Origin of the sequence: Rathayibacter sp. AY2B7 (assembly GCF_002931635.1) — a bacterium.
Classification (GTDB): Bacteria; Actinomycetota; Actinomycetes; order Actinomycetales; family Microbacteriaceae; genus Rathayibacter.
In genome coordinates, this window is record NZ_PSUC01000058.1 from 1 (window position 1) to 21,794 (window position 21,794).

A 21,794-nucleotide genomic window follows, 5' to 3' on the forward strand; every position below is an offset into this window, starting at 1 on the left:
GGGCGGGTGGGTGCTCACCCGCCCCACTCTAGGAGGAGGTGCCGGGGCTCAGGCTCCCTGAGCCACCGCGTCCTCGATCGGGGTGGGACCGGAGACGATCTCCCACGTCTTCGCGATGGAGGTCGGCTGCGCCAGGGCGGCGATCACCGTCGCGGCGACGTCCGCTCGCGGGATGCTCCCCTTCTCCACGGAGGTGCCGAGCGTGATCGTGCCGGTGCCCTCGTCGTCCGTCAGCCCGCCCGGGCGGAGGATCGTGTAGTCGAGGCCGGAGTCGCGCAGTGCCGCGTCGGCGTCGCGCTTGGCCTCGACGTAGGCCTTCCAGCCCTCCTCCGTGTCCTCGGGGAGCGGCTCGTCCACACCGATCGCACTGACCTGCACGAAGTGCTGGACCCCGACGATCGCGGCGGCCTTCTGGCTGAGGACGGACGCCCCCAGGTCGACGGTGCGCTTGCGCTCCGGGCCCGAGTCGGGTCCGGCTCCGGCGGTGAAGACCATGCCGTCGACGTGGCCCAGCGCCTCGGCGAAGGCCTCGGGCGTCGTGTCCTCGAGGTCGTGCACGAGCGGCTCGCCGCCCAGCCGGACGATGTCCTCGGCGTGATCGGGGTTGCGGATCACTCCGACCGACTCGTGGCCGGCGTCGTAGAGCAGGTGCAGGATCTGCTGCCCCACCTTGCCGTGAGCTCCGATGACGGCGATGCGTGTCATGGACGTTCCTCTCCTCGTCGGGGCGGGTCGCCCCGTGTTCGTGGTCCCCTCCATACTGCCGCGGCGTCCCTGGGCGCCCCCAGGCCTTGACGGCGTTCGGGCGCCGGGTCGTCAGGCGGCGAGGCGGTCGTCGCGTCCGGTGATGGCGAGCAGGCGGCTCTGGAGGGAGGCGGCGTCGTCGACCGGCACGGGCGCGGCGTAGAGGCCGCTCGCGCGCAGGGTCTCCTCCTGGGGTGCGAAGAGCTCCCAGACCGCTGCGACGAGCTCCTCGTCCAGCCGCTCGTCGCTGCCGGTCGCGCGGGCGAGGTCCCAGGCGTGGACGGTCACATCGGCCGTCTGCTCCTGCAGCAGCTCGACGGCGCTGACGGTGTCGCGCCCCAGCTGCACGGTCGCAGCCGGGTCGACGGTGCGGACAGCGTCGCGCAGGCGGTCGGTCACGCGACGCCACTCGCTCCTCAGATCGGTGGCGACGGACTCGAGGCGCAGCGCCGACTCGTCGCCCCCCGAGAGGAGCGTGTGCGCGCGCTGCTGCTCGCGGACGACGTGCAGCACCAGAGCGCGCGTGTCCCACTCGGTGTCGGGCGTGGGGGCCGACCAGTCCTCGACGGCGCTCAGCCGGAGCTCGAAGGCGCGGTGGGCGCGGTCCTGCAGATCGAGCCAGCGGCTCATTTCGGCGCCGGGGCCGGTCTCGGTGGCGGTGGGGGAGTCGGGCTGCTCGTGCGTCATGGTCTCTCCGGAGCGTCGTGGTGCTCGGGTCAACCGCGAGTGGTCGGCGCTCATTCCCGGCCGGCCCGGGCGCAGCGGCCGGGAAGCCGATGTCGGTGGTGGGTGCGATCATGTCCGGAGGTGTGGTCGAGCAGGACGGAGCGGCGTGAGCAAGCAGGACGGCACGGGGCGGCAGGTCACGACCGAGCCCTTCGACGACCCGCGCGCGAGCATCATGCACATCGACATGGACGCGTTCTTCGCCTCCGTCGAGCTGCTCGACCGGCCGGATCTGCGCGGGAGGCCGGTCATCGTGGGCCACCACGGAGCGCGCTCCGTCGTCACAGCGGCGACCTACGAGGCGCGCCGCTACGGCGTCAACTCGGCGATGCCCATGGCGGTCGCCCTCCGCCGCTGCCCGCAGGCCGTGGTCCTCGAGCCGCACATGGAGCGCTACCGCGAGGCCTCTCGCCGCGTCATGGCGATCTTCGACTCCTTCACGCCGCTGGTCGAGCGTCTGAGCATCGACGAGGCGTTCCTCGACGTCGCGGGTGCCCGCCGCATCTCGGGCTCGCCGTTCGCGATCGGCACCGAGATCCGCCGCCGGGTGCACGCCGAGCTCGGGCTGACCTGCTCGGTCGGGATCGCCAGCACCAAGTTCGTCGCCAAGCTCGCCTCCGGCCGCTCCAAGCCCGACGGTCTGCTGGTCGTCCCCGCCGACGGCGTCCGCGAGTTCCTCGATCCGCTGCCCGTGAGCGCGCTGTGGGGAGTCGGCGCGAGCACGGAGGAGGCGCTTCTGCGCCGCGGTCTGCGCACCGTCGCCGACGTCGCGACCACCCCGCTGCCGTCGCTGGTGTCCGCCCTCGGCGAGGCGACCGGGAGGCGCCTGCACGCCCTGGCGAACGGGGTGGATCCGCGGCCGGTCGACACCCGCCAGATCGAGAAGAGCGCCGGACACGAGATCACGTTCGCCGACGACGTGGCCGACCCCGAGCTCGTCCGTCGTGAGCTGCTGCGGCTCTGCGACAAGGTCGCCGTGCGGATGCGCCGCTCGGGAGTGCGCTGTCGCACCGTCGCGGTGAAGGTGCGCTTCGGCGACTTCAGCACCCTCACCCGCTCCCGCACGCTCGTCGAGGCGACGGACGTGGCCCGGGTCCTCTACGAGGCCTCCTCCGCGCTCCTCGAGGCGGCCAACCCGATGCGGCGGCCCGTGCGGCTGATCGGCGTGCGCGGCGAGCAGCTGGTCGAGGGCGACGACGTCGCGTTCTCCCTGTGGAGCGACTCCGACGACTGGCGCGACGCGGAGCTCGCTGTCGACGGCGTGGCCGCCCGCTTCGGCTCCGGGGCCGTGCGTCCCGCCTCGCTCCTGTCCCGGTCGGCTCCCGAGTCGGCCAAGGGGATCGACCTCAGCGACACGCTCGCTACGCGGAACCGATCGTCAGACTGATCGGGCGGTGGTCGGAGCCGTTCGGCGGCAGGACCGCGACGGTCGCGGCGGTGACGCCGTCGGCGAGCGCGTGGTCGAGCGAGACGAGCGGCAGCAGGGACGGCCAGGTCGCCGGGAAGCCGACACCGCCCGTGCGGACGAGGCCCGCCTCCGCCAGCACCGGAGCGAACAGGTGGTCGTCCGTCGGCGTGTTGAAATCGCCGATGACCAGTGTCCGCTCCGACTCGTCGTCTCGGAGAGCGGTGGCGAGGTTCGAGAGCATGGTGTCCCGCTCCTCGTGGTCGCCCGGCCGGAACGAGGCCAGGTGCACCACGAACAGGCGAGCGCCGCCGACCGGCGTGTCGACGTCGACGGCGAGCGCGCGCTCCCAGCCGAGACCGAGGTCGAGCGGCTCCTCGTCGGTCAGCTCGGTCCGGCTCCAGACGCCGACGGTGCTCGAGACGGACGAGTACGGGTACTCGTCGGCCAGCTCGGCGTCGACCGCGTCCACAGCGTCTCCGTCGAGCTCCTGCAGCGCGATCACGTCGGGGCCGCGGGCGGCGAGCGAGGCGGCGAGCCCGCCGGCGTCGCCGCTCGTCTCGATGTTCTGGCTGACGACGGTGAACGAGCCGGAGCGCACGGCCGGCGCCGGCAGTGCGACCGGCAGCACCAGCACGCCGTAGACCATCGCCAGCACGGTGACCGCGGCCGCTGTCCGGCGCGACCGGAGGGCCGCCGCGGCCGCGATGAGGAGCAGCACGAGGAGCCCCGTCCAGGGGATCCCGACCTCGAGGACCGACAGCCAGCCGATCGGATCGGGCAGCGCGCGGTGGAAGGCGAGGAAGGCTGCGAGCACGAGGCTCGCGACCGCCACCGCGGCCGAGCGCACGGGGCGGCGGCGGCGGGTGCGGGCGGACATTCGTCGATCATGGCAGCAGGTCCCCGGAGGTCCATGGACGAGTCCTGTGCGCCCCGGCGGGCCGCTTGTCGCCGCGGAGAGCCGCGGAGTACCGTCGCACCATGCCCAACATCGCAGTCTCCCTGGCCGACACCGTCACCACCGCGGGTACCGCGACGATCTACGGCGAGCCCGTCACCGTCGACGGCGTCTCGCTCGTCCCCGTCGCCCTCCGCTGGTTCGGCTTCGGCGGAGGCAGCGGCTCCGAGGACGGCCAGGAGGGCGGCGGCGGGGGCGGCGGCGCCACGGTCATCCCGATCGGCGCCTACATCAAGGACGACCTCGGCCTGCGGTTCCAGCCGAACGTGATCTCGGTCCTCGCCGTCGGCATCCCCTTCGTCTGGGTGACCGGCAAGGCCCTCGCGCGCATCATCCGCGCCCTCAAGAAGTAGCCGGAGCGGCCCCGCGTCAGCTGGCGCGCTGCTGGCGCGCGGGGTACCACTTCTTCTTCGTCCGGCCGAAGCCGACGATCAGCCGCTCGGCGTCGTCCGGCCGGCGGGGGTCGTAGATCACCGCGGCGGGCTCACCGGCCATCCACGCGTCCCCCCGCTTCAGCGGGTATTTCTGCGCGCGCTTCTCCACACCCTCGGCGGTCCGGTAGACGACCAGGAGCCGGCCCAGATCCCGTGCAGAATCGCGATCGCCGCGTGCCGGATCCGGCCCGACGACGCGAGCGGGCACCCGCGTGCCGTAGCTGAGCAGCTCGCGGCGGATCCGCGCACGGCGCTGCCAGAGCAGGGCCTGCAGCAGGACGATGAGCAGCACGGCCAGGACGACGACCACCGACCACGACATGACGTCTATGATTGCCGACGAACACGGGAGTCCGGTGCACCGGGCTGAGAGGAAGGCCGCAGCCTTCGACCGTCGAACCTGATCTGGGTCATGCCAGCGAAGGAACGTTTCGATCTCCTCTTACCAACCCGTGCCCTCCATTCGCTTCCACGAAAGGGCACGTCAGTGCAGAACACGAACGCGCAGAACACGAACGCGCAGAACACGCAGAACCTCACCTCCTCCGCCCCGGCCCGGCGCGATCTGCGCTGGCGGGTCGTCGACATCGTGGTGGCGAGCGTCGTCGCCGTCGCGAGCGGGATCGTCTTCTGGGCCTGGGGCCTGGCGACGAACGTCCTCGGCCTCGCCTTCGAGTTCCTGCCCGGGCTCGGCGGGCTCCTCGGCGGCGGCTGGCTCTTCGCCGGCGTCCTCGGCGGCCTGATCATCCGCAAGCCCGGAGCCGCTCTCTACACCGAGCTGGTCGCCGCGGCCGTGTCGGCTCTGATCGGCACCCAGTGGGGCTTCACCGTGCTGATCTCCGGACTCGTGCAGGGACTCGGCGCGGAGATCGTCCTGGCGCTCTTCCTCTACCGCAGCGGCCGTCCGCTCGTCGCGATGCTGGCCGGTGCCGGTGCCGGGCTGGCCCTCGCGATCAACGACCTGCTGTCGTACTACGCCGTCAACGACGCGCTCTTCAAGACCGTCTACGTCGCCTCCTCGATCGTCTCGGGCGCGCTCCTGGCCGGGCTGCTGTCCTGGTTCGCGGTGCGGGGGCTCGCGGCCTCGGGAGCGCTGGACCGCTTCGCCTCCGGGCGCGAGGGCCGGACGGTCGAGGGAGCCGGCGCGGGCGCTCGATGAGCGGCGCCTCCGTCCGGGCGCGGGGCTGGAGCTGGCGGCATGCGGGACGGTCCCGCGACGCCCTCTCCGGCCTCGATCTCGCGCTGGAGCCGGGGGAGCGCGTGCTGCTCCTCGGCCCCTCCGGTGCGGGCAAGAGCACGCTGCTGCACGCCCTGGCCGGCGTCCTCGGCGGGGAGGAGGACGGCTCCGCGGCCGGCGAGCTCGAGATCGACGGAGCGGCGCCGCTCACCCGGCGCGGTGTCGCGGGGCTCGTGCTGCAGGATCCGGACACCCAGGCGGTCCTGGCGCGGGTCGGCGACGACGTCGCGTTCGCCTGCGAGAACCTCGGCGTGCCGCGCGAGGAGATCCCCGCGCGAGTGCGGGAGGCGCTCGGCGACGTCGGGCTCGACGTGCCGCTGGACCACTCCACCTCGGCGCTCTCGGGCGGGCAGAAGCAGAGGCTCGCCCTGGCGGGTGTGCTCGCCATGCGTCCGCGGCTCCTGCTCCTCGACGAGCCCACCGCCAACCTCGATCCGGACGGCGTGCGCGAGGTGCGGGCGGCGGTGGAGCGCACGGCCGCCCGCACGGGGGCGACGCTGATCGTCGTCGAGCACCGGGTCGACGTGTGGGTCGGCCTCGTCGACCGGATCGTGGTGCTCGGGCGGGACGGCGCGGTCGTCGCGGACGGCGCTCCGGTCGAGGTCCTCGATCGGGCGCACGACGTGCTCCGCGCCTCCGGCGTCTGGCTGCCCGGTGACACCCCCGCCCGGCGCGGGGCGAGCGTGCTGCCCTCGCCCGTCGCCCTGAGCGCGCACGACCTCGCCATCGGCCGTCCCGTCCTCGGGCGCCGCCGCTCGACCATCGTGGCCTCGGGGCTCGAGCTCGCCGTCGACTCCGCGCGGGCCACGGCCGTGCTGGGACCCAACGGCGCAGGGAAATCGACCCTCGCGCTCACGCTGGCCGGTCTCCTGCCGCCGGTCGCGGGGCGAGTGACCGCCTCCGAGTCGCTCCGCGCCGGTGCGGGCCCCGAGCCGATCCGCTGGACCTCGGCTCAGCTCGCCGGACGGATCGCGATGGTGTTCCAGGAGCCGGAGCACCAGTTCCTCACCGCTCGCGTGCGCGCCGAGCTCGCGCTGGGCGCCCGCGACGAGACGGAGCGGCATCGGGCGGAGGAGCTCCTGGAGCGCCTCGGCCTCGCGCACCTCGCCGACGCCAACCCGTTCACCCTCTCCGGAGGCGAGAAGCGGCGCCTGGCCGTCGCGTCCGCCCTCACCCGGTCGCCGTCCGTGCTCGTCCTCGACGAGCCGACGTTCGGGCAGGACCGCCTGACCTGGGAGGTGCTCGTCGACCTCCTCGCCGAGCAGCGCGACGCGGGCACGGCGGTGCTCGCCGTCACCCACGACGAGGCGCTGGTCGCCGCCCTCGCCGACTCGGCCGTCACCCTCGGCGCCCGCGAGGCGGTGTCGGGATGACGCTCCTCGACTCCGTTCCCGCGCGCAGCCGGATCGCCCGGGCCAACCCGGTCGCCAAGCTCCTCGCCAGCCTGGTCATCGCGTTCGCGCTCCTCCTCACGGTCGATGCGGTCTCCGCGGCGACGGCGCTGGCGCTCGAGCTGCTGGTTCTGCCCTTCGCGGGGCTCCGGGCGGGTGAGCTCGTGCGGCGGACGGCTCCCGTCTGGATCGCGGCTCCCCTCGCGGGCCTCTCGACAGTCCTCTACGGGCGTGACAGCGGCGCCGTCTACGCGGAGTTCCTCCTCGTCTCGGTCACGGAGGGATCCGTCGCCCTCGGGCTGGCCATCGCGCTGCGCGTCCTGGCGATCGGACTGCCGAGCGTGGTCCTCATCGCCACCACCGACCCGACCGACCTGGCGGACGGCCTCGCGCAGATCCTGCGACTGCCCTCGCGCTTCGTGCTCGGCGCTCTCGCCGGCATGCGGCTCGTCGGTCTGCTCGTCGACGACTGGCGCACCCTGTCGATGGCCCGCCGCGCCCGCGGGGTCGCCGACGGCCGCGGGCCCGTCGAGGCGCTCCGCAGCCTCGCGGCCCGCACGTTCTCGCTGCTCGTGCTGGCCATCCGGCGGGGGAGCAGGCTCGCGACGGCGATGGAGGCGAAGGGCTTCGGCTCCGGCGTCCCGCGCACCTGGGCGCGGCAGTCGCGCCTCGGAGCCGGCGACCTCCTGCTGCTCGCGGGCGGAGTGCTGATCGCTGCCGTCGCCGTGACCGCCGCCGTCGTCACCGGCTCCTGGAGCTTCGTCCTGCATGGCTGAGCGGATCCTGCCGCTGACGGATCACACGGCGGGCGACCTCGCCCGCTCCGTGATCGCGCGGCGTCGTCGGACGGTGCTGCTGGACGGACCGAGCGGCTCCGGCAAGTCGACGTTCGCGCGCGCGCTGGTCGAGCAGCTCCGTCTCGCGCCGGCGGCATCGTCGGTCGCGCTCGTGCGGATGGACGACCTCTACCCCGGCTGGACGGGCCTGGACCGGGCGTCACGGGAGACGGCCGGGACGCTCGTCCGCCCCCACGGCCTCGGCCTCGCGGCGCACTGGCGGCCCTGGAACTGGGCCGCGGGGACGACGGCCGGGCGCCGCGTCGTCCGCGAGACGCTTCTCGTGCTGGAGGGCTGCGGATCGGCCGGCGCCGCCGCGCGCCGCCACGCCGATCTGGTGGTCTGGCTCGAGGCCGACGACGAGGTGCGGCGCGTGCGCGCGCTCGAGCGCGACGGCGAGCTCTTCGCTCCGCACTGGGACGCCTGGGACCGCGACTTCCGCTCCTACTGCGCTCGGGAGCGGCCCCGGGAGAACGCCGACCTCGTGCTGGACACGGGCGGCGGGGGAGCGGTGCGCGGCTGAGGGGTCCCCTCCGAGCGCGGCGACGCGCGGATGCCGGTGGGAGGCTCGCCCTCGGCGGCGATCAGGCCCAGCCGAGCTCGTGCAGCCGGTCGTCGTCGATGCCGTAGAAGTGGGCGATCTCGTGGACGAGCGTGACGTGGATCTCGTCGCGCAGCGCGTCCAGATCGTCGCACGCGGCGAGGTGCGGCTCGCGGAACAGCACGATGCGGTCGGGCATCTCGCCGAAGCCGTAGCGCTCGCGCTCGGTGAGGGCGACGCCGTCGTAGTAGCCGAGCAGATCCAGGGTCCCGTCCTCGGGCCGGTCCTCCACGACGAACACGACGTTGTCGAGCCCGTCGACCATGTCGTCCGGGAGCGCGTCGAGCTCGGAGATCACCAGGGCTTCGAAGGCGTCCTCGTCCAGCTCGAGCATCCGGGACCTCTCTGCGTCGGCGATCGCTGCCGGTCGCCGGATGTGCGAAGAGGCCCGGAGTCGGAACTCCGGGCCTCTTCCGCTGCATGCACAGCCACTGGGGTGAGTAACGGGGCTCGAACCCGCGACCTCCTAGACCACAACCAGGCGCTCTGCCAACTGAGCTATACCCACCAGGAGCGTGTTCCGGCGGGGTGACCCGCCGAAGCAACTGTACGAGAGTACTACATCCGCGAGGCGAACTCGTCCACGACGGCGGCCGACACGGCCTGCACCTCGGCGGTGCTCGGCCCCGGCTGCTCCACGAACACGGCACGGCGGTAGTACTGCAGCTCGCGGATGCTCTCGAGGATGTCGGCGAGGGCGCGGTGTCCGCCGTGCTTCTTGGGCGCGTTGAAGTAGATGCGCGGGAACCAGCGCCGTGCCAGCTCCTTGATCGTGCTGACGTCGACGTTGCGGTAGTGCAGGTGGCCGTCGAGACGCGGCATGAACTTCGCGAGGAAGGCGCGGTCGGTGCCGATCGAGTTGCCGGCGAGGGGGGCCTGCTGCTCCGCCGGGACGTGCTTCAGCACGTACTCCAGCACCTCGTACTCGGCCTCCGCGACGCTGACGCCGGAGGGGATCTCGACCAGCAGCCCGGAGGTCTCGTGCATCGACCGGACGAAGTCGCCCATGTTCTCGAGCGCGGTCGCGTCGGGCCGGATGACGAGGGAGAGTCCCTCGTCGAGCGGGTTCAGCTCGAAGTCGGTGACGACGACGGCGATCTCGACGAGCTCGTCGACGGAGAGGTCGAGCCCCGTCATCTCGCAGTCGATCCAGACAAGACGGTCGGGGGCGCTACTCATGCGGGGCAGTCTATCGGCGGCCGCCGACACCCGGTCCGGCCGTCCCGCTCGTCCTACACTGGTCCCTCGTGATCACGCTCGCCTGCTGCCTCCTCATCGTCAACGCCGTGTGGAACGCGATCGTCTGGCCGCCCTTCCTCCGCCGCGTCCGCAAGGACCCGCGGGCGCGCGACGCGGACGGCCGCGCGACGACCTTCCTCCGCGTGCACACGGTCCTCATCGGCGTGTCGTTCGCTCTCGCCGTGGTCTCCCTGGTCGTGGGAGTGCTGGGACTCGTCCGGGGCGCCTAGGCCCCGGCGGGCGCGGCCCCTGCGCTTCGGTATCGTGGTCCGAGTCCGCCCCCGTAGCTCAGCGGATAGAGCAGGAGCCTTCTAATCTCTTGGTCGCAGGTTCGATTCCTGCCGGGGGCACCATCGGATCGGGAGCGCTCCGGTCGCGGTCTCAGGACTTGTCCCCGGTGGCCTGGGGATCATCGACGACGCCTCGCGCTCGTCCTTCGACCGCGTCGCGGCCTCTCCTCGGGCGGCGCTGCGCTCCTCCGAGGAGTGATGCCCGGCACCCACGGGGTTTTCCTCCGCTCCGGTGACCCTCGGACGAGGACTCGCGGTCGCTCCACCAGTAACACACCGGCAAATCGGAGGCAACACCGGCGTGTTTCCCACCCGAAGTCGTTTGAGTGCCATTCAGGCACCTAGTCTTGGGGTGTCCGGAATTACAACGACGTAACGAACGGAGGTACGACCATGCTGCTCCTCGCCATCCTCGGTGGAATCGCCGTCGCGTGGACGATCGTCGCGGCGCCCCTCGCCGTACTGGTCGGCCGAGTCGCCCGTGCACGTGATGCACACAGCTAGTCAGTACACGCACCGCCCGCACCACGGAGAAGGCCCCGATCGCACTCGCGATCGGGGCCTTCTTCTCGTGGTCGGGAGCACTCAGACCGAGCTGCGCTCCTGGCCTCGGTCGTCGTCCGAGGCGGACCGCTCGAACCGGGGCTCGTCCGCCCGGACGACCGCCTCGTCGTCGGCCGGCACGTCGTCTCGGTCTCCGTCGGCCGGAGCCGACGGCGTCGCGTCGTGCTCCGCGTCCGGCTGCGGCTCGGTGGCAGGAGCCGAGCGCTGCGGGTCGACGGGCGGCAGCTCCTCCACGGGACGCTCGCGCGACGGCACCTCCAGGCGGTCGACGTCGGCGAGCAGGCGGCGGGTCTCCTCCTGCGAGGCGTCCCCGGCCGACGCGGGGAGGACGATCGTGGGCGTCTGCGGGGCTGCAGAGCCGGAGGCGGAGCCCGCGCCGACGACGACCGGTGCGACGGCGGTCGGCCCGGCGGCCGGGGGAGCGGTGCGCTGGGGAGCGGCCTCGGCGGTGCTCGCGGCCCGATCGGACGACGGAGCGGACTCGGCGGAGCGGTCTCGACCCGTCTCCGAGAAGCGCCAGCGCTCGAGGTCGGCGAGGAAGGCCTTCCGGGCGCGCCCGGGCTTGTCCCGCCACTGCACGAGGCGGTCGCGGAACTCGCCCACGCTCGCCTGCGTCTGGTAGCCGCCGGTGCTCGACGTGTGCTTCAGCTCGGCGAGCTCGTGAGCGGCCCAGTTGGCCGCGACGCCGGAGCCCTTGACGGGCAGGAGGCGCAGGTGCGTCTCGGCCTGCGCGGACGCGCGGTCGCTGAGGACGCGCTCCGGGCTGCTGAGGACGTTCCAGGCCGAGGCGTCGACCGCGGCGTCGACGAGCGTCGCGATGACCGCGTTCTTCCGCTCGTGATCCTGCTGACGGATGAGGCGCGCGATGGACGCTCGGAAGACGGAGGCGATCACGATCGCTCCGACCACCACGGCCAGCAGGACCACAGCGGCCGTGAAGACCGCCTGGTGCCCGTCGCTCGTGCGGATCCAGGACATGAACTCGTTCCACCACTGCATGGGGCGAACGCTATCCGGGGCGGTCGCCGCGGCCCGGTCGGCACGCCGCCGACCGGGCGGATCGGCGCGTCAGGCGACGCGGAAGACCTCGATCGCGTCGTCGACGCTCCAGAACTCGCCGAGCTCGGCGCCGGCGGGCATGCCCGCCCGTAGCAGCCGGGCGCGGTACCGCTCGCCGAGCGGATCCTCGACCAGCTCGATGTGACCGACCACGGCGCCCGAGCCGGTGCTCACGCGCCACAGCCGGGCGTTGACCCGGGTGAGCGTCGGCGGGGTGCGGGTGGCGTGCAGCGTGGACAGGGACATCGGTTCCTCCTGCTCGAGTCTCGGAGCACCCACCGGCCGAGTGCTGTCGCAGACTACGGCCGACCACCGACATCCCCGCCGGGCCGTCAGCGCAGGGTCGTGCCGTGCACCGCGAACTCCTCGATCGCGTCGATCTCCTCCTGCGAGAGGGGGCCGGCGTCCAGCGCGGCGACGTTCTGCTCGAGCTGCGCGACGCTCGACGCTCCGATGATGGCGCTCGTGACGGTGGGCACCCGGAGCACCCAGCTCAGGGCGAGCTGGGCCAGCGACTGGCCGCGCTGCTGCGCGATCGCGTTCAGACCGCGGGCCCGCGTGAGGTAGGCCTCGTCGATCCGGTCGGAGGAGAGGAAGCGCGACGTCGCCGCACGGGACCCCTCCGGCACGGTGCCGTCGAGGTAGCGGTCCGTCAGGAGCCCCTGCGCCAGCGGCGAGAAGACGATGCAGCCGGTGCCGAGCTCGTCGAGCACGGGGAAGAGGCCGTCCTCGGGTCCGCGGTCGAAGAGCGAGTAGCGGGGCTGGTGCAGGAGGAGCGGCACTCCGCTGCCCGCCAGTGCCGCCTGCGCGGCCCGGGTCTGCTCGGGCGAGTAGTTCGAGATGCCGGCGTAGAGCGCCTTGCCCGACTCCACCGCCGAGACGAGAGCGCCCATGGTCTCCTCGATCGGAGTCTCCGGGTCCGGCCGGTGCGAGTAGAAGACGTCGACGTAGTCGACGCCGATCCGCTGCAGGCTCTGGTCGAGCGAGGAGAGCAGGTACTTGCGCGAGCCGCCGTCCCCGTACGGGCCGGGCCACATGTCGTATCCGGCCTTGGACGAGATGACGATCTCGTCGCGGTACGGGCGGAGGTCCTCCGCGAGGATGCGGCCGAAGGCCGTCTCGGCGGCGCCGTAGGGCGGTCCGTAGTTGTTCGCGAGGTCGAAGTGGGTGACGCCCAGGTCGAAGGCGCGGCGGAGGATCGCGCGCTGCGTGTCGAGGGAGCGGTCGGATCCGAAGTTGTGCCACAGGCCCAGCGACAGGGCGGGCAGCAGCAGGCCGCTCCGTCCGGTGCGTCGGTAGTCCATGCGGTCGTAGCGGGCGGGGGCGGCGTCGTAGCTCACGGCGCGACTCTATTGCAGGGGGCGGATCCGCGGAATGCAGGGGGCGGTGAGCGTGTTGGACCGACTGACGCCTCCGGCACCCCGGACGCGTCGACGCGACAGGAAGTGAGTCACACGCAATGCGCACATTCGTACTCGCCGGAGGATGCTTCTGGTGTCTGGACGCCGTCTACCGCGTCCTCGACGGCGTGACCGACGTCGTCTCCGGCTACACCGGCGGCCGCACGACCGAGCCCGACTACGAGGACGTCTGCTCCGGGCGCACCGGCCACGCCGAGGCCGTCGCCGTCACCTTCGACCCCGAGGTCATCCCCGAGCAGGTCGTCCTCGACGTCTTCTTCACCCTGCACGACCCGCGACAGCTGAACCGCCAGGGCAACGACGTCGGCACGCAGTACCGCTCGGCGATGTTCTACTCCTCCGACGAGGAGAAGGAGCTGTTCGAGACCGCGCGCGACCGTGCGTCCGAGTGGTGGGACGGCCCGATCGTCACCGAGATCTCGCCGCTGGGCGTCTACTACCCCGCCGAGGACTACCACCAGGACTTCTTCGCGAAGAACCCGGGCCAGGGCTACTGCATGGCGGTCGCACTGCCCAAGGTGAACAAGATCCGCAAGTCCTACTCGAGGTACATCACGGCGTCGTAACGCTCCTCCACAGGGGACGATCCGCTCGTCCTCTCCCCAGAAGGGCCCGCCTCCACCTCGGAGGCGGGCCCTTCGTCGCGACACTGGCCCTGCGGCGCCCGAGCGGTACCAGCCCCCTCCGCCCGGGCGCCGTGCCCGTCGCAGCCGTGGCGGGGCAGGAGTAGAGAGGACACGACCATGACCGACACGCTGACCGTCATCGGGACCATCGGCACCGAGCCGCGGAGCATCGACACCTCCAGCGGCACCGCGATGACCAGCTTCCGGCTCGCCTCGACGCAGCGGCGCTACGACCGCTCGGAGCAGCGCTGGGTCGACGTCTCGACCAACTGGTACACCGTCACCGCGTTCAACGGCCTGGCCGGCAATGCGCTGTCCTCCCTGTCGCGCGGCGACCGGATCCTCGTCACCGGGCGGCTCGGGGTGAGGGCCTGGGAGGCGGGAGGAAAGGCCGGCACCGATGTGGTCCTCACGGCCGAGGGCATCGGGCACGACCTCGCCTGGGGGACCAGCAGCTTCACGAAGACCGTCGGGCGCGCCTCTGCTCCCGCCCCCGCCGCCGAGCCCGCGTGGAGCGAGGAGGCGCCGCGCGAGGGCGCCGCGGCGGGGGACTGGGGCGCGTCGGGCCATGACCGCGGTGATGCCGCGCCCGAGCCGCCGATAGCGGCGGGCGTCGGCGGAGGCGCTCCCGGTCTCTCGGTAGGATCCGGGGAGACCCCGTTCTGATCCGGGGGACCGGAGCGAGAGCCGTCCCGGTCGGGAGGAGCCGGGCGTGACACGGAACCGAGCGGCCCGCATCGCGCTCGTGCTCGGCGGTCTCGCCGTCTGCCTCTCCGGCTGCACGTCGCCGTCGGCGCCGGACCCGGTGGTGTCCTCCTCCACGGCCGAGGCGCCGGCACCGGCGGAGTCCACCGCACCCGTCGCCTTCGTGCCGGGCGGGACGACGGAGCAGAACCTCCCCGTGTTCGAGCAGACCCTTCGCGCGGCGGCCGAGCCCGATCCGGAGGTGAGCGGCTCCAGTGTGGTCGACGCGCTCGTTGCGGCGGGGTTCTCCCGCGAGTCGATGCAGCTGACGGCCGACGAGACCTCGGTCGGACTCGACGCGGACTCGGTGCAGGTGTCCGTCAAGCTCGGTGAGTCGTGCCTCATCGGCCAGTACGGCCCGAAGAGCGGCGGGGTGCGGGCGGTGATCGCGGCACCGATCGCGACCGGCGCCTGCCTGGTCGGCCGGACCGTCCCGATCGACGGCTGACCCGGCGACGCTCGAGACGAGACGCCCCGTCATGTGCCCCGGTCGGGGTCGAGAAGGACGAAGGGATCCTCGACATGCCTCCACGCCTCCCGATCGCGAGAGAGCGGGGAAACCGTCCCGCACCTCCGGGGGACCACTGCGAGCGGTGCGGAGAGGAGGATCGGCGCCGTCTCCTCCGGCTGGGACCGTTGGTGGAGGGGCGATCGACGCCGGCCTGCCCTCCCCGGGAGTCCGCTCCGCACGGTTAGGCTGCCCTGGCCGACACGTGTGCCCCAGCGGGGGTACCGGGACGGACGTGCCGACGGGAGCGCTCGGCACGAGGACCACGACGAGGGGGAACTCGCCATGACCACATCCCGTCCGCAGACGCCGACGCGAGCGAGGTGGATGCGCACCGCCATCGCGGTCGCGAGCACAGCGGCCGTCGTCCTGGGAGTGACGACCGGAGCCGGAGCGGCCGCCGCCGCAGAGAGCCGCATGACCGCGCTGGTCAGCCCCTACAACTGGTCGACTACCGAGACGTTCTCGGCAGCCCAGGTCGCCCCCGTCGCGGGCGACGTCACCGGGCTCGACGTCACGCTGTCCGATTCCGCTCGGCCGACGGGCACGTATCCGGCGTTCACGACCTACAACTGGGCGATAGGCGACTACGACCTCGCCGGGACGGTGAACCTCGCCTCTGGTAGCCGCTCTTTCCGCATCGACCTGAAGCAGCCCCTCGCCTCCTTCGGCGGTGGGACCGTCGCTCTCCAGATCACGGCGCAGAAGCAGCCCGTCAAGACCCCCCGGGAGCCGATCGGCCAGCCGGTCGACAGCGGCTACGAGCTGACCACATCGGCCACCCTCTCCGTCGCCGGAGCCTCCGGCACCGGCGGCGTCGGCAGGGTCGATCTCAGCGGAACCGCGCAGACGTTGCAGCGCAGCGCCGCCTACTTCGCGTACAGCAGCGCCGCCGAACTACCGGAGGTCAAGGGCGGCGACACCGTCGTCCTCGAGACGAGCCAGCCCGGCTTCTACGACCTCCAGGGTCTCGCCGCCTACGTCGGTCCGAGCAGGACCGAGCGGATCCCCGCCCAGGTGAGTGCGGACAGCGACCAGTCCAAGGTCACCGTCACGATCCCCTCGAGCGCCTACGACGCCTACAAGGACCGCGTCAACAGCCTCGTCCAGGTCACCGGCGTCAGCAACGGCAGGGTGCAGCAGCCGCGCGGAGCGACCATCACGTCGGACGCCGCAGTCCGCGTCACGGGAAGCGGGGCCACTACCCCGCCGGTCACGCCGACCCCGACGGCCACCGCGACCACCCCGCCGGTCACGCCGACCCCGACCACTCCTCCGGTCACGCCCACGCCGACCGCCACGCCGACGGCCCCGCCCGCCGGCTCGCCGGTCGTCTCGCGCATCTCGGGCACCGACCGTCAGGGCACCGCGGTCGAGGTGTCCAAGCGCACCTTCCCGGCGAACGTCCCCGTCGTCTACGTCGCCACCGGGCAGAACTTCCCGGACGCGCTCAGCGCCGGACCCGCCGCGGCCAAAGCGGGCGGGCCGCTGCTCCTGGTCGACCGCGACTCGATGAGCCAGGTCGTCCGCACCGAGCTGACACGTCTCAAGCCCGCGAAGATCGTCGTCGTCGGCTCCGAGCTCAGCGTCGGCAGCCAGGTCTACAGCGACCTGGCCGGGTACGCGACGAACAAGAACATCACGCGCCTCGGCGGAGTCGACCGCTACGACACGTCGAAGAAGATCCTGCAGTACGCCTTCCCCGGCGGCTCCTCGAGCGCCTGGCTGGCGACGGGCGAGAAGTTCCCCGACGCTCTGAGCGCCAGCGCCGCGGCCGGCGCGAAGGACGCTCCGGTGGTGCTGACCAACGGCACCGGCTCCACGGTGGACCCCCTCACCCAGCAGATCATCAGCGGCCTCAAGATCAGGACGCTGACCATCGCGGGCTCCTCGCTCTCGGTCAGCGCCGGCATCGAGCGCTCGATCACGGGCCCGGTGATCACCCGCATCGGCGGGACCGACCGGTACGACACGTCGGAGAAGCTGAACAAGGCGGCCTTCACCTCGGCGAAGACCGTCTACCTCGCGACCGGTGAGAAGTTCCCCGACGCCCTGGCCGGAGCCACGGCGGCGGGCTACACCGGGAGCCCGCTCTTCGCGGTCCAGCCCACCTGCGTGCCCCGCGCGGTCCTCGCCGACATCTCCGCATCCAAGGCGACGCAGGTGATCCTGCTCGGCAGCACGGACACGCTGTCCGAGGCGGTGGAGCGCCTGACGCCCTGCAGCTGATCCGAACCGTCGGCCGCTGACGCGATCCGCCCTCCCCACCGGCCCTGCCGGAGCGGAGGGCGGTCCGCGTTGAGACGCTCCCTCCGACGCGGACCGGCGAGTTCCCGTTATCCTCGACTGGTGCGGACGGTCCCGCGGCCTGCGCTCCGCGTCGGCCGGGGCCCGGCGTCCCGCCCCGGTCCGAGCCTCCGTCAGCGCCTCCGCGCGGAGCAGGGACCGGCGGGCGACCCGACTCCGCGCAGACCGACGGACTTGAGGACTGGGCATGGCTGAATACATCTACTCGATGGTGCGCGCGCGGAAGGCGGTCGGCGACAAGCTGATCCTGGACGACGTCACCATGTCGTTCCTGCCGGGAGCGAAGATCGGCGTTGTGGGGCCGAACGGCGCCGGCAAGTCGACGATCCTGAAGATCATGGCGGGGCTGGACACGCCGAGCAACGGCGAGGCGCGGCTCAGCCCGGGCTACACCGTCGGCATCCTGATGCAGGAGCCCGAGCTCGACGAGACCAAGACGGTCCTCGAGAACGTCCAGGAGGGCGTGGGCGAGATCAAGGGCAAGATCGACCGCTTCAACGAGATCTCCCTCGCGATGGCCGACCCGGACGCCGACTTCGACAGCCTCCTCGCCGAGATGGGGACCCTGCAGGAGGCGATCGACGCCGCCGACGCCTGGGACCTGGACTCGCAGCTGGAGCAGGCGATGGACGCGCTGCGCACCCCGCCGGGGGACTCCCTCGTCACCAACCTCTCGGGTGGCGAGAAGCGCCGCGTGGCGCTCACCAAGCTCCTCCTGCAGAAGCCCGACCTGCTGCTGCTCGACGAGCCCACCAACCACCTCGACGCCGAGAGCGTGCTCTGGCTCGAGCAGTTCCTCTCGAAGTACCCCGGCGCCGTGCTCGCCGTCACCCACGACCGGTACTTCCTCGACAACGTCGCGGAGTGGATCGCCGAGGTCGACCGCGGACACCTCTACCCCTACGAGGGCAACTACTCGACGTACCTCGAGAAGAAGAGCGCCCGCCTGGAGGTCCAGGGCAAGAAGGACGCCAAGCTCGCCAAGCGGCTCACCACCGAGCTCGACTGGGTGCGCAGCAACGCCAAGGGCCGTCAGGCCAAGTCGAAGGCGCGCCTGGCGCGCTACGAGGAGATGGCGGCCGAGGCCGAGAAGACGCGCGTGCTCGACTTCGAGGAGATCGTCATCCCGGTGGGCCCACGTCTCGGCTCCCAGGTCATCGACGCGAAGAAGCTGCACAAGCAGTTCGGCGAGCGCGTCCTCATCGACGACCTCAGCTTCACGCTGCCCCGCAACGGCATCGTCGGCGTCATCGGCCCGAACGGCGTCGGCAAGACCACGCTCTTCAAGACGATCGTCGGCTTCGAGCCGCTCGACTCGGGCGACCTGAAGATCGGCGAGACGGTCGACATCTCCTACGTCGACCAGAGCCGGGGCGGCATCGACCCGCAGAAGAACCTGTGGGAGGTCGTCTCCGACGGGCACGACTACATCACCGTCGGGAAGACCGAGATCCCCTCCCGCGCCTACGTCTCGCAGTTCGGCTTCAAGGGCCCGGACCAGCAGAAGAAGGCCGGCGTCCTCTCCGGCGGCGAGCGGAACCGCCTCAACCTCGCGCTGACGCTCAAGCAGGGCGGCAACCTGCTCCTGCTCGACGAGCCCACCAACGACCTGGACGTCGAGACCTTGGGCAGCCTCGAGAACGCGCTCCTCGAGTTCCCGGGCTGCGCCGTGGTGATCACGCACGACCGGTGGTTCCTCGACCGGATCGCGACCCACATCCTCGCCTACGAGGGCACCGAGGAGGATCCGGCCAACTGGTACTGGTTCGAGGGCAACTTCGAGGCGTACGAGGAGAACAAGATCGAGCGCCTCGGCCCGGACGCGGCGAAGCCGCACCGCTCCGCGTACCGCAAGCTCACCCGCGACTGATGCGCCTGCACGTCGCCATCCCGCTGCGCTGGTCGGACTTCGACGCCTACGCGCACGTGAACAACGCCGAGATGCTGCGCCTGCTCGAGGAGGCGCGCATCCAGGCGTTCTGGAAGCCGGACTCGCCGCAGCCCGGCGGGATGGCGACGGCGGTGCTCGACGCACGGCCGGGTGCCGAGTCGATCAGCCTCATCGCCCGGCAGGAGATCGAGTACCTCGCGCCGATCCCGTACATGCGCGCGCCGATCGACGTGGAGCTGTGGATCGGGCGGATCGGCGGGGCGAGCCTCGAGGTCTGCTACGAGCTCTACTCGCCCGCCGGCGTCGTCCCGCGGGTGCTCTTCACGAAGGCGGCCACCACTCTGGTACTGGTCACCGCCGCGACGGGCAGGCCCCAGCGCATCCCGGAGGAGCTCCGCGAGGCGTGGGGCCCCTACGTCGAGGAGCCCATCACCTTCTCGAAGCGGGGCTGAGCTCAGCCCAGGGGGACGCGGACCATGCCCTCCTGGGCGACGCTCGCCACGAGCACGCCCTCCTGCGTGTAGATGCGCCCGAGCGAGAGTCCGCGTCCGCCGGACGCGCTCGGCGCCTCCTGCACGTAGAGGAGCCACTGGTCCACGCGCGCGGGGCGGTGCCACCACATCGCGTGGTCGAGGCTCGCGATCCGCAGGCCGGGCGTCGTCCACGCCGCACCGTGCCGGCGGAGCGTCGATTCGAGGATCGTGTAGTCGCTCGCGTAGGCGAGGGCGGCGCGGTGCAGCATCGGATCGTCCGGCAGCGGTCCGAGCGAGCGCATCCACACGCTCTGGTGCGCGACCCGCTCGGGGTCGGCCCGGAGGTACACCGGCTGCTCGACGTGCCGCACGTCGAAGGGGCGCTGCGTGGCCCAGAAGCTGCCGACCGGGTGGTCGACCCCCGCGAGGATCTCAGCGGTGCTCGGCAGCGACTCCGGGTCGGGGATCCCCTCCGGCATCGGCGCCTGGTGGTCGAGACCCTCGTCCTCGGTCTGGAACGAGGCGATCATCGAGAGGATGGGGCGTCCGTTCTGGTAGGCCTGCGTCCGCCGCGTGCAGAAGGAGCGGCCGTCGTGGATCCGGTCGACCGAGAACGTGATCGGCAGGGAGACGTCCCCGGGGCGGAGGAAGTACCCGTGCATCGAGTGCACGGAGCGCCCCTCGACGGTGCGACCGGCCGCGATGAGCGACTGCGCGAGGACCTGGCCGCCGAAGACCCGCCCCTCGGGCATCCACTGCGAGGGACCCGTCGAGATGTCCTCGCTGGTGCGGGCGCCGGTGTCCGTCAGGTCGAGCGCGGTGAGGAACGAGGACAGGGGATCGGGCACGGTACCTCCGGGGTGTCGGGCGGTGGGGCGAGCGGCCTCGGGTAAGTTTATCGACGCGATGAGTTCGTCCTTCTCCCTGGCGGATCCGCCCAGCCTGTCGGATCTGCGCGTCTTCCTCGGCCGTTCGGCCCGGGTCGAGGACGGTGCGGTCCGGCTCCTCGCCGACGACCACGTGCTGGCCGCCTACACGCCGATCCTCCAGCCCCGCGGTCTGCTCGACCGCTCCGCGACCGTGCTGGGCCTGCGCGTCTTCGCGCTCGACGAGCCCGCCGGTTTCGACCGGGTCGTGCCGATCCGTGCGCTGTCGGACCGCCTCGCCCGCCTGCAGTGGGAGCCCGGCGGAGCGGACGGCAAGCCGGTCGTCCTGCCCGACGGCGACGACGCGACGGCGGGGCCCTGGGCGGGCGTCTCCCCGCCCCGCGGCGGCTGGACCCGGCGCGAGCCCGTGGACCCGGGCTTCCTGGAGCGCGTCGCGCGCGAGGGGATCGACGAGATCGCGGCGGCCGTCGGCTCCGAGACGGGCGAGCAGATCGTCGGCCGCGTGCGGTCGAGCGTCTGGGGCCGCCCGCTCGACGGCCTCGAGGACGTCCCGGCGGGAGCGGCGTTCGCCCTCTTCGCGCTCGGGTTCCTCGGTGCCGACGACCCGGTCGCCCTGCTCGAGAGCGGCGCCTGGCGCCGCCTCACCTCACGGCGCGGACACGTGCTGGTCCGCACCCCGGGCTGAGCGGCTACTCCTCGAAGGTGTTCACCATCGCGTGGGCGGCGCGCTCCAGGTAGTCCCAGAGCAGGGCGTCGTCGGCCGGAGCGAGCTGGAGATCGTCGACGGCCGTCCGCATGTGCTGGAGCCAGTGGTCGCGGGCCTCGGGGTTGATCCGGAAGGGCTGGTGCCGCATCCGCAGGCGCGGGTGGCCGCGCTCCTCGCTGTAGGTGCCCGGCCCGCCCCAGTACTGCTCGAGGAAGCCGGTCAGCCGCTGGATCGCGCCCTCGAGGTCGTGCTCGGGGTACATCGGCCAGAGGACCTCGTCCTCGCGGACGCCCTCGTAGAAGCGGCGGACCAGTCGCTCGAACGTCGGCCGGCCGCCGATGTGCTCCCAGAAGCTGCGCAGCGGAGGCGTGCCGCCGATCTGCAGGCCGCTCACGAGCGCGCTCCCGTCGGGCCGGAGGTGCCGCCGCCGTCCTGGGGCGGCGTCCCGCTCCCGCGCCGCAGCGCGCGGGGGAGCCGCACGGGCTTGCCGTGCTCGGTGCTGATCGTGGGCGAGGGCGTGGTCCGCGGCGGCTTAGCGCCTCCGACGCTCGTCGCCCCCTCGAAGCCCTCGAGGACGACGGTGGCCAGCGAGGGGAGCTTCACGTCGAGTGCGTCGAGCGACTTCTTCAGGCGCAGGCGCAGCTCGCGGGCGACGTCGTCGACACCGGGCAGGCGACGGGCGTCGTCGAGTCGGTCGGCGTCCGGGTGACGCAGATCCGCGACGTCAACGGCACCCTCTGGTTCGTC

The 21,794-nt window shown here is 72.3% G+C and carries 25 protein-coding genes, 2 tRNA genes, 1 pseudogene and 1 riboswitch; of the genes and pseudogenes, 16 read left to right on the forward strand and 12 right to left on the reverse strand.

Going from position 1 to position 21,794, the window contains the following annotated elements; genetic code table 11:
- Positions 1-48 precede the first annotated feature (48 nt).
- Positions 49-705, reverse strand: a complete 657-nt coding sequence (locus C5C27_RS10560) for an SDR family oxidoreductase (RefSeq protein ID WP_104223727.1) — start codon at positions 703-705, stop codon at positions 49-51.
- Between the two features lie 111 nt (positions 706-816).
- The gene (locus C5C27_RS10565; RefSeq protein ID WP_244229430.1) at positions 817-1,431 is read right to left on the reverse strand and encodes a TIGR03086 family metal-binding protein; all 615 of its coding nucleotides are present in this window, start codon (positions 1,429-1,431) and stop codon (positions 817-819) included.
- Positions 1,432-1,576: 145 nt separating this feature from the next.
- Between C5C27_RS10565 and dinB the strand changes: the two genes are divergently transcribed.
- Positions 1,577-2,857 carry a DNA polymerase IV gene (dinB, locus tag C5C27_RS10570; RefSeq protein ID WP_104226745.1) on the forward strand — a complete coding sequence of 427 codons (1,281 nt, stop codon included), beginning with the start codon at positions 1,577-1,579 and terminating at the stop codon, positions 2,855-2,857.
- On the opposite strand, the gene C5C27_RS10575 is transcribed toward dinB, so the two are convergent.
- Positions 2,832-3,755 (reverse strand): endonuclease/exonuclease/phosphatase family protein, encoded by a 924-nt coding sequence (locus C5C27_RS10575; RefSeq protein ID WP_104314353.1) that lies wholly within the window; start codon positions 3,753-3,755, stop codon positions 2,832-2,834. The two genes, dinB and C5C27_RS10575, sit on opposite strands and share 26 nt — an antisense overlap.
- 101 nt (positions 3,756-3,856) lie before the next feature.
- Between C5C27_RS10575 and C5C27_RS10580 the strand changes: the two genes are divergently transcribed.
- Positions 3,857-4,186: a hypothetical protein gene (locus C5C27_RS10580; protein WP_104223724.1), complete on the forward strand. Its 330-nt coding sequence runs from the start codon at positions 3,857-3,859 to the stop codon at positions 4,184-4,186.
- Between the two features lie 16 nt (positions 4,187-4,202).
- Here C5C27_RS10580 and C5C27_RS10585 read toward each other — a convergent pair whose 3' ends face one another.
- The gene (locus C5C27_RS10585) at positions 4,203-4,589 is read right to left on the reverse strand and encodes a DUF3592 domain-containing protein (RefSeq protein ID WP_104223723.1); all 387 of its coding nucleotides are present in this window, start codon (positions 4,587-4,589) and stop codon (positions 4,203-4,205) included.
- Positions 4,590-4,603: 14 nt separating this feature from the next.
- Positions 4,604-4,711, forward strand: a riboswitch (TPP riboswitch).
- Between the two features lie 43 nt (positions 4,712-4,754).
- On the opposite strand from C5C27_RS10585, the gene C5C27_RS10590 reads away from it, so the two are divergent.
- From C5C27_RS10590 to C5C27_RS10605, 4 genes are read left to right on the forward strand one after another with little or no spacing between them, the layout of a single operon-like run.
- Positions 4,755-5,426, forward strand: a complete 672-nt coding sequence (locus C5C27_RS10590; RefSeq protein WP_104314354.1) for an ECF transporter S component — start codon at positions 4,755-4,757, stop codon at positions 5,424-5,426.
- On the forward strand, positions 5,423-6,877 hold the full coding sequence (locus C5C27_RS10595; protein ID WP_104314355.1) for an ABC transporter ATP-binding protein: 1,455 nt from the start codon (positions 5,423-5,425) through the stop codon (positions 6,875-6,877). Before C5C27_RS10590 ends, C5C27_RS10595 begins: the two co-directional genes overlap by 4 nt.
- Entirely contained in the window at positions 6,874-7,671 is a 798-nt protein-coding gene (locus C5C27_RS10600) for an energy-coupling factor transporter transmembrane protein EcfT (protein ID WP_104314356.1), read from the forward strand. Before C5C27_RS10595 ends, C5C27_RS10600 begins: the two co-directional genes overlap by 4 nt.
- Positions 7,664-8,254, forward strand: coding sequence for an AAA family ATPase (locus tag C5C27_RS10605; RefSeq protein ID WP_181133507.1), 591 nt, complete (start codon positions 7,664-7,666; stop codon positions 8,252-8,254). Before C5C27_RS10600 ends, C5C27_RS10605 begins: the two co-directional genes overlap by 8 nt.
- Positions 8,255-8,315: 61 nt before the next feature.
- Here C5C27_RS10605 and C5C27_RS10610 read toward each other — a convergent pair whose 3' ends face one another.
- The 3 genes from C5C27_RS10610 to orn form a co-directional block, all read right to left on the reverse strand.
- Positions 8,316-8,666 (reverse strand): metallopeptidase family protein, encoded by a 351-nt coding sequence (locus C5C27_RS10610; protein WP_104223719.1) that lies wholly within the window; start codon positions 8,664-8,666, stop codon positions 8,316-8,318.
- Between the two features lie 98 nt (positions 8,667-8,764).
- Positions 8,765-8,840, reverse strand: a tRNA-His gene (locus C5C27_RS10615).
- A 50-nt stretch (positions 8,841-8,890) separates the two neighbouring features.
- Positions 8,891-9,511 carry an oligoribonuclease gene (orn, locus tag C5C27_RS10620; RefSeq protein ID WP_104223718.1) on the reverse strand — a complete coding sequence of 207 codons (621 nt, stop codon included), beginning with the start codon at positions 9,509-9,511 and terminating at the stop codon, positions 8,891-8,893.
- 68 nt (positions 9,512-9,579) lie between these two features.
- Between orn and C5C27_RS10625 the strand changes: the two genes are divergently transcribed.
- Positions 9,580-9,801, forward strand: a complete 222-nt coding sequence (locus C5C27_RS10625; protein WP_104314357.1) for an SCO4848 family membrane protein — start codon at positions 9,580-9,582, stop codon at positions 9,799-9,801.
- A gap of 47 nt (positions 9,802-9,848) precedes the next feature.
- Positions 9,849-9,924, forward strand: a tRNA-Arg gene (locus C5C27_RS10630).
- Between the two features lie 522 nt (positions 9,925-10,446).
- On the opposite strand, the gene C5C27_RS10635 is transcribed toward C5C27_RS10630, so the two are convergent.
- From C5C27_RS10635 to C5C27_RS10645, 3 genes are all read right to left on the reverse strand, one after another.
- Positions 10,447-11,424, reverse strand: coding sequence for a hypothetical protein (locus C5C27_RS10635; protein WP_104314358.1), 978 nt, complete (start codon positions 11,422-11,424; stop codon positions 10,447-10,449).
- A gap of 69 nt (positions 11,425-11,493) precedes the next feature.
- Positions 11,494-11,730, reverse strand: a complete 237-nt coding sequence (locus C5C27_RS10640; RefSeq protein ID WP_104223715.1) for a hypothetical protein — start codon at positions 11,728-11,730, stop codon at positions 11,494-11,496.
- Between the two features lie 86 nt (positions 11,731-11,816).
- On the reverse strand, positions 11,817-12,824 hold the full coding sequence (locus C5C27_RS10645) for an aldo/keto reductase (RefSeq protein WP_104223714.1): 1,008 nt from the start codon (positions 12,822-12,824) through the stop codon (positions 11,817-11,819).
- 119 nt (positions 12,825-12,943) lie between these two features.
- Here C5C27_RS10645 and msrA point away from each other — a divergent pair, with 119 nt between their 5' ends.
- From msrA to C5C27_RS10675, 6 genes are all read left to right on the forward strand, one after another.
- Positions 12,944-13,471 carry a peptide-methionine (S)-S-oxide reductase MsrA gene (msrA, locus tag C5C27_RS10650; protein WP_104223713.1) on the forward strand — a complete coding sequence of 176 codons (528 nt, stop codon included), beginning with the start codon at positions 12,944-12,946 and terminating at the stop codon, positions 13,469-13,471.
- A gap of 177 nt (positions 13,472-13,648) precedes the next feature.
- Positions 13,649-14,197, forward strand: coding sequence for a single-stranded DNA-binding protein (locus tag C5C27_RS10655; protein ID WP_104314359.1), 549 nt, complete (start codon positions 13,649-13,651; stop codon positions 14,195-14,197).
- Between the two features lie 46 nt (positions 14,198-14,243).
- Positions 14,244-14,723, forward strand: coding sequence for a DUF6993 domain-containing protein (locus tag C5C27_RS10660; RefSeq protein WP_104314360.1), 480 nt, complete (start codon positions 14,244-14,246; stop codon positions 14,721-14,723).
- A 345-nt stretch (positions 14,724-15,068) separates the two neighbouring features.
- Positions 15,069-17,012, forward strand: a complete 1,944-nt coding sequence (locus C5C27_RS10665; RefSeq protein ID WP_104314361.1) for a cell wall-binding repeat-containing protein — start codon at positions 15,069-15,071, stop codon at positions 17,010-17,012.
- A gap of 265 nt (positions 17,013-17,277) precedes the next feature.
- Positions 17,278-18,960 (forward strand): energy-dependent translational throttle protein EttA, encoded by a 1,683-nt coding sequence (gene ettA, locus C5C27_RS10670; protein WP_104223708.1) that lies wholly within the window; start codon positions 17,278-17,280, stop codon positions 18,958-18,960.
- Entirely contained in the window at positions 18,960-19,433 is a 474-nt protein-coding gene (locus C5C27_RS10675; protein WP_104223707.1) for a thioesterase family protein, read from the forward strand. The genes ettA and C5C27_RS10675 overlap by 1 nt, the downstream gene beginning before the upstream one ends.
- A gap of 2 nt (positions 19,434-19,435) precedes the next feature.
- On the opposite strand, the gene C5C27_RS10680 is transcribed toward C5C27_RS10675, so the two are convergent.
- A complete protein-coding gene (locus C5C27_RS10680; RefSeq protein WP_244230637.1) occupies positions 19,436-20,302 on the reverse strand; it encodes an acyl-CoA thioesterase II in 867 nt (288 codons plus the stop codon).
- Positions 20,303-20,360: 58 nt separating this feature from the next.
- Between C5C27_RS10680 and C5C27_RS10685 the strand changes: the two genes are divergently transcribed.
- A complete protein-coding gene (locus C5C27_RS10685; protein ID WP_104247302.1) occupies positions 20,361-21,026 on the forward strand; it encodes a hypothetical protein in 666 nt (221 codons plus the stop codon).
- 4 nt (positions 21,027-21,030) lie between these two features.
- Here the strand turns inward: C5C27_RS10685 and C5C27_RS10690 are convergent, their stop codons facing one another.
- Positions 21,031-21,441, reverse strand: coding sequence for a globin (locus C5C27_RS10690; RefSeq protein ID WP_308471193.1), 411 nt, complete (start codon positions 21,439-21,441; stop codon positions 21,031-21,033).
- 254 nt (positions 21,442-21,695) lie between these two features.
- Between C5C27_RS10690 and C5C27_RS18845 the strand changes: the two are divergent.
- Positions 21,696-21,794, forward strand: a pseudogene (locus C5C27_RS18845) (mechanosensitive ion channel domain-containing protein); the annotation flags it as partial.

Coding starts and splice junctions, on each gene's coding strand:
- C5C27_RS10610 (WP_104223719.1), bottom strand. CDS start 8,666: ATGCTCGAGCTGGACGAGGACGCCTTCGAAGCCCTGGTGATCTCCGAG.
- C5C27_RS10580 (WP_104223724.1), top strand. CDS start 3,857: ATGCCCAACATCGCAGTCTCCCTGGCCGACACCGTCACCACCGCGGGT.
- C5C27_RS10575 (WP_104314353.1), bottom strand. CDS start 3,755: ATGTCCGCCCGCACCCGCCGCCGCCGCCCCGTGCGCTCGGCCGCGGTG.
- C5C27_RS10595 (WP_104314355.1), top strand. CDS start 5,423: ATGAGCGGCGCCTCCGTCCGGGCGCGGGGCTGGAGCTGGCGGCATGCG.
- C5C27_RS10560 (WP_104223727.1), bottom strand. CDS start 705: ATGACACGCATCGCCGTCATCGGAGCTCACGGCAAGGTGGGGCAGCAG.
- C5C27_RS10685 (WP_104247302.1), top strand. CDS start 20,361: ATGAGTTCGTCCTTCTCCCTGGCGGATCCGCCCAGCCTGTCGGATCTG.
- C5C27_RS10585 (WP_104223723.1), bottom strand. CDS start 4,589: ATGTCGTGGTCGGTGGTCGTCGTCCTGGCCGTGCTGCTCATCGTCCTG.
- C5C27_RS10640 (WP_104223715.1), bottom strand. CDS start 11,730: ATGTCCCTGTCCACGCTGCACGCCACCCGCACCCCGCCGACGCTCACC.
- C5C27_RS10665 (WP_104314361.1), top strand. CDS start 15,069: ATGACCACATCCCGTCCGCAGACGCCGACGCGAGCGAGGTGGATGCGC.
- ettA (WP_104223708.1), top strand. CDS start 17,278: ATGGCTGAATACATCTACTCGATGGTGCGCGCGCGGAAGGCGGTCGGC.
- C5C27_RS10600 (WP_104314356.1), top strand. CDS start 6,874: ATGACGCTCCTCGACTCCGTTCCCGCGCGCAGCCGGATCGCCCGGGCC.
- C5C27_RS10635 (WP_104314358.1), bottom strand. CDS start 11,424: ATGCAGTGGTGGAACGAGTTCATGTCCTGGATCCGCACGAGCGACGGG.
- C5C27_RS10675 (WP_104223707.1), top strand. CDS start 18,960: ATGCGCCTGCACGTCGCCATCCCGCTGCGCTGGTCGGACTTCGACGCC.
- msrA (WP_104223713.1), top strand. CDS start 12,944: ATGCGCACATTCGTACTCGCCGGAGGATGCTTCTGGTGTCTGGACGCC.
- orn (WP_104223718.1), bottom strand. CDS start 9,511: ATGAGTAGCGCCCCCGACCGTCTTGTCTGGATCGACTGCGAGATGACG.
- C5C27_RS10605 (WP_181133507.1), top strand. CDS start 7,664: ATGGCTGAGCGGATCCTGCCGCTGACGGATCACACGGCGGGCGACCTC.
- C5C27_RS10655 (WP_104314359.1), top strand. CDS start 13,649: ATGACCGACACGCTGACCGTCATCGGGACCATCGGCACCGAGCCGCGG.
- C5C27_RS10565 (WP_244229430.1), bottom strand. CDS start 1,431: ATGACGCACGAGCAGCCCGACTCCCCCACCGCCACCGAGACCGGCCCC.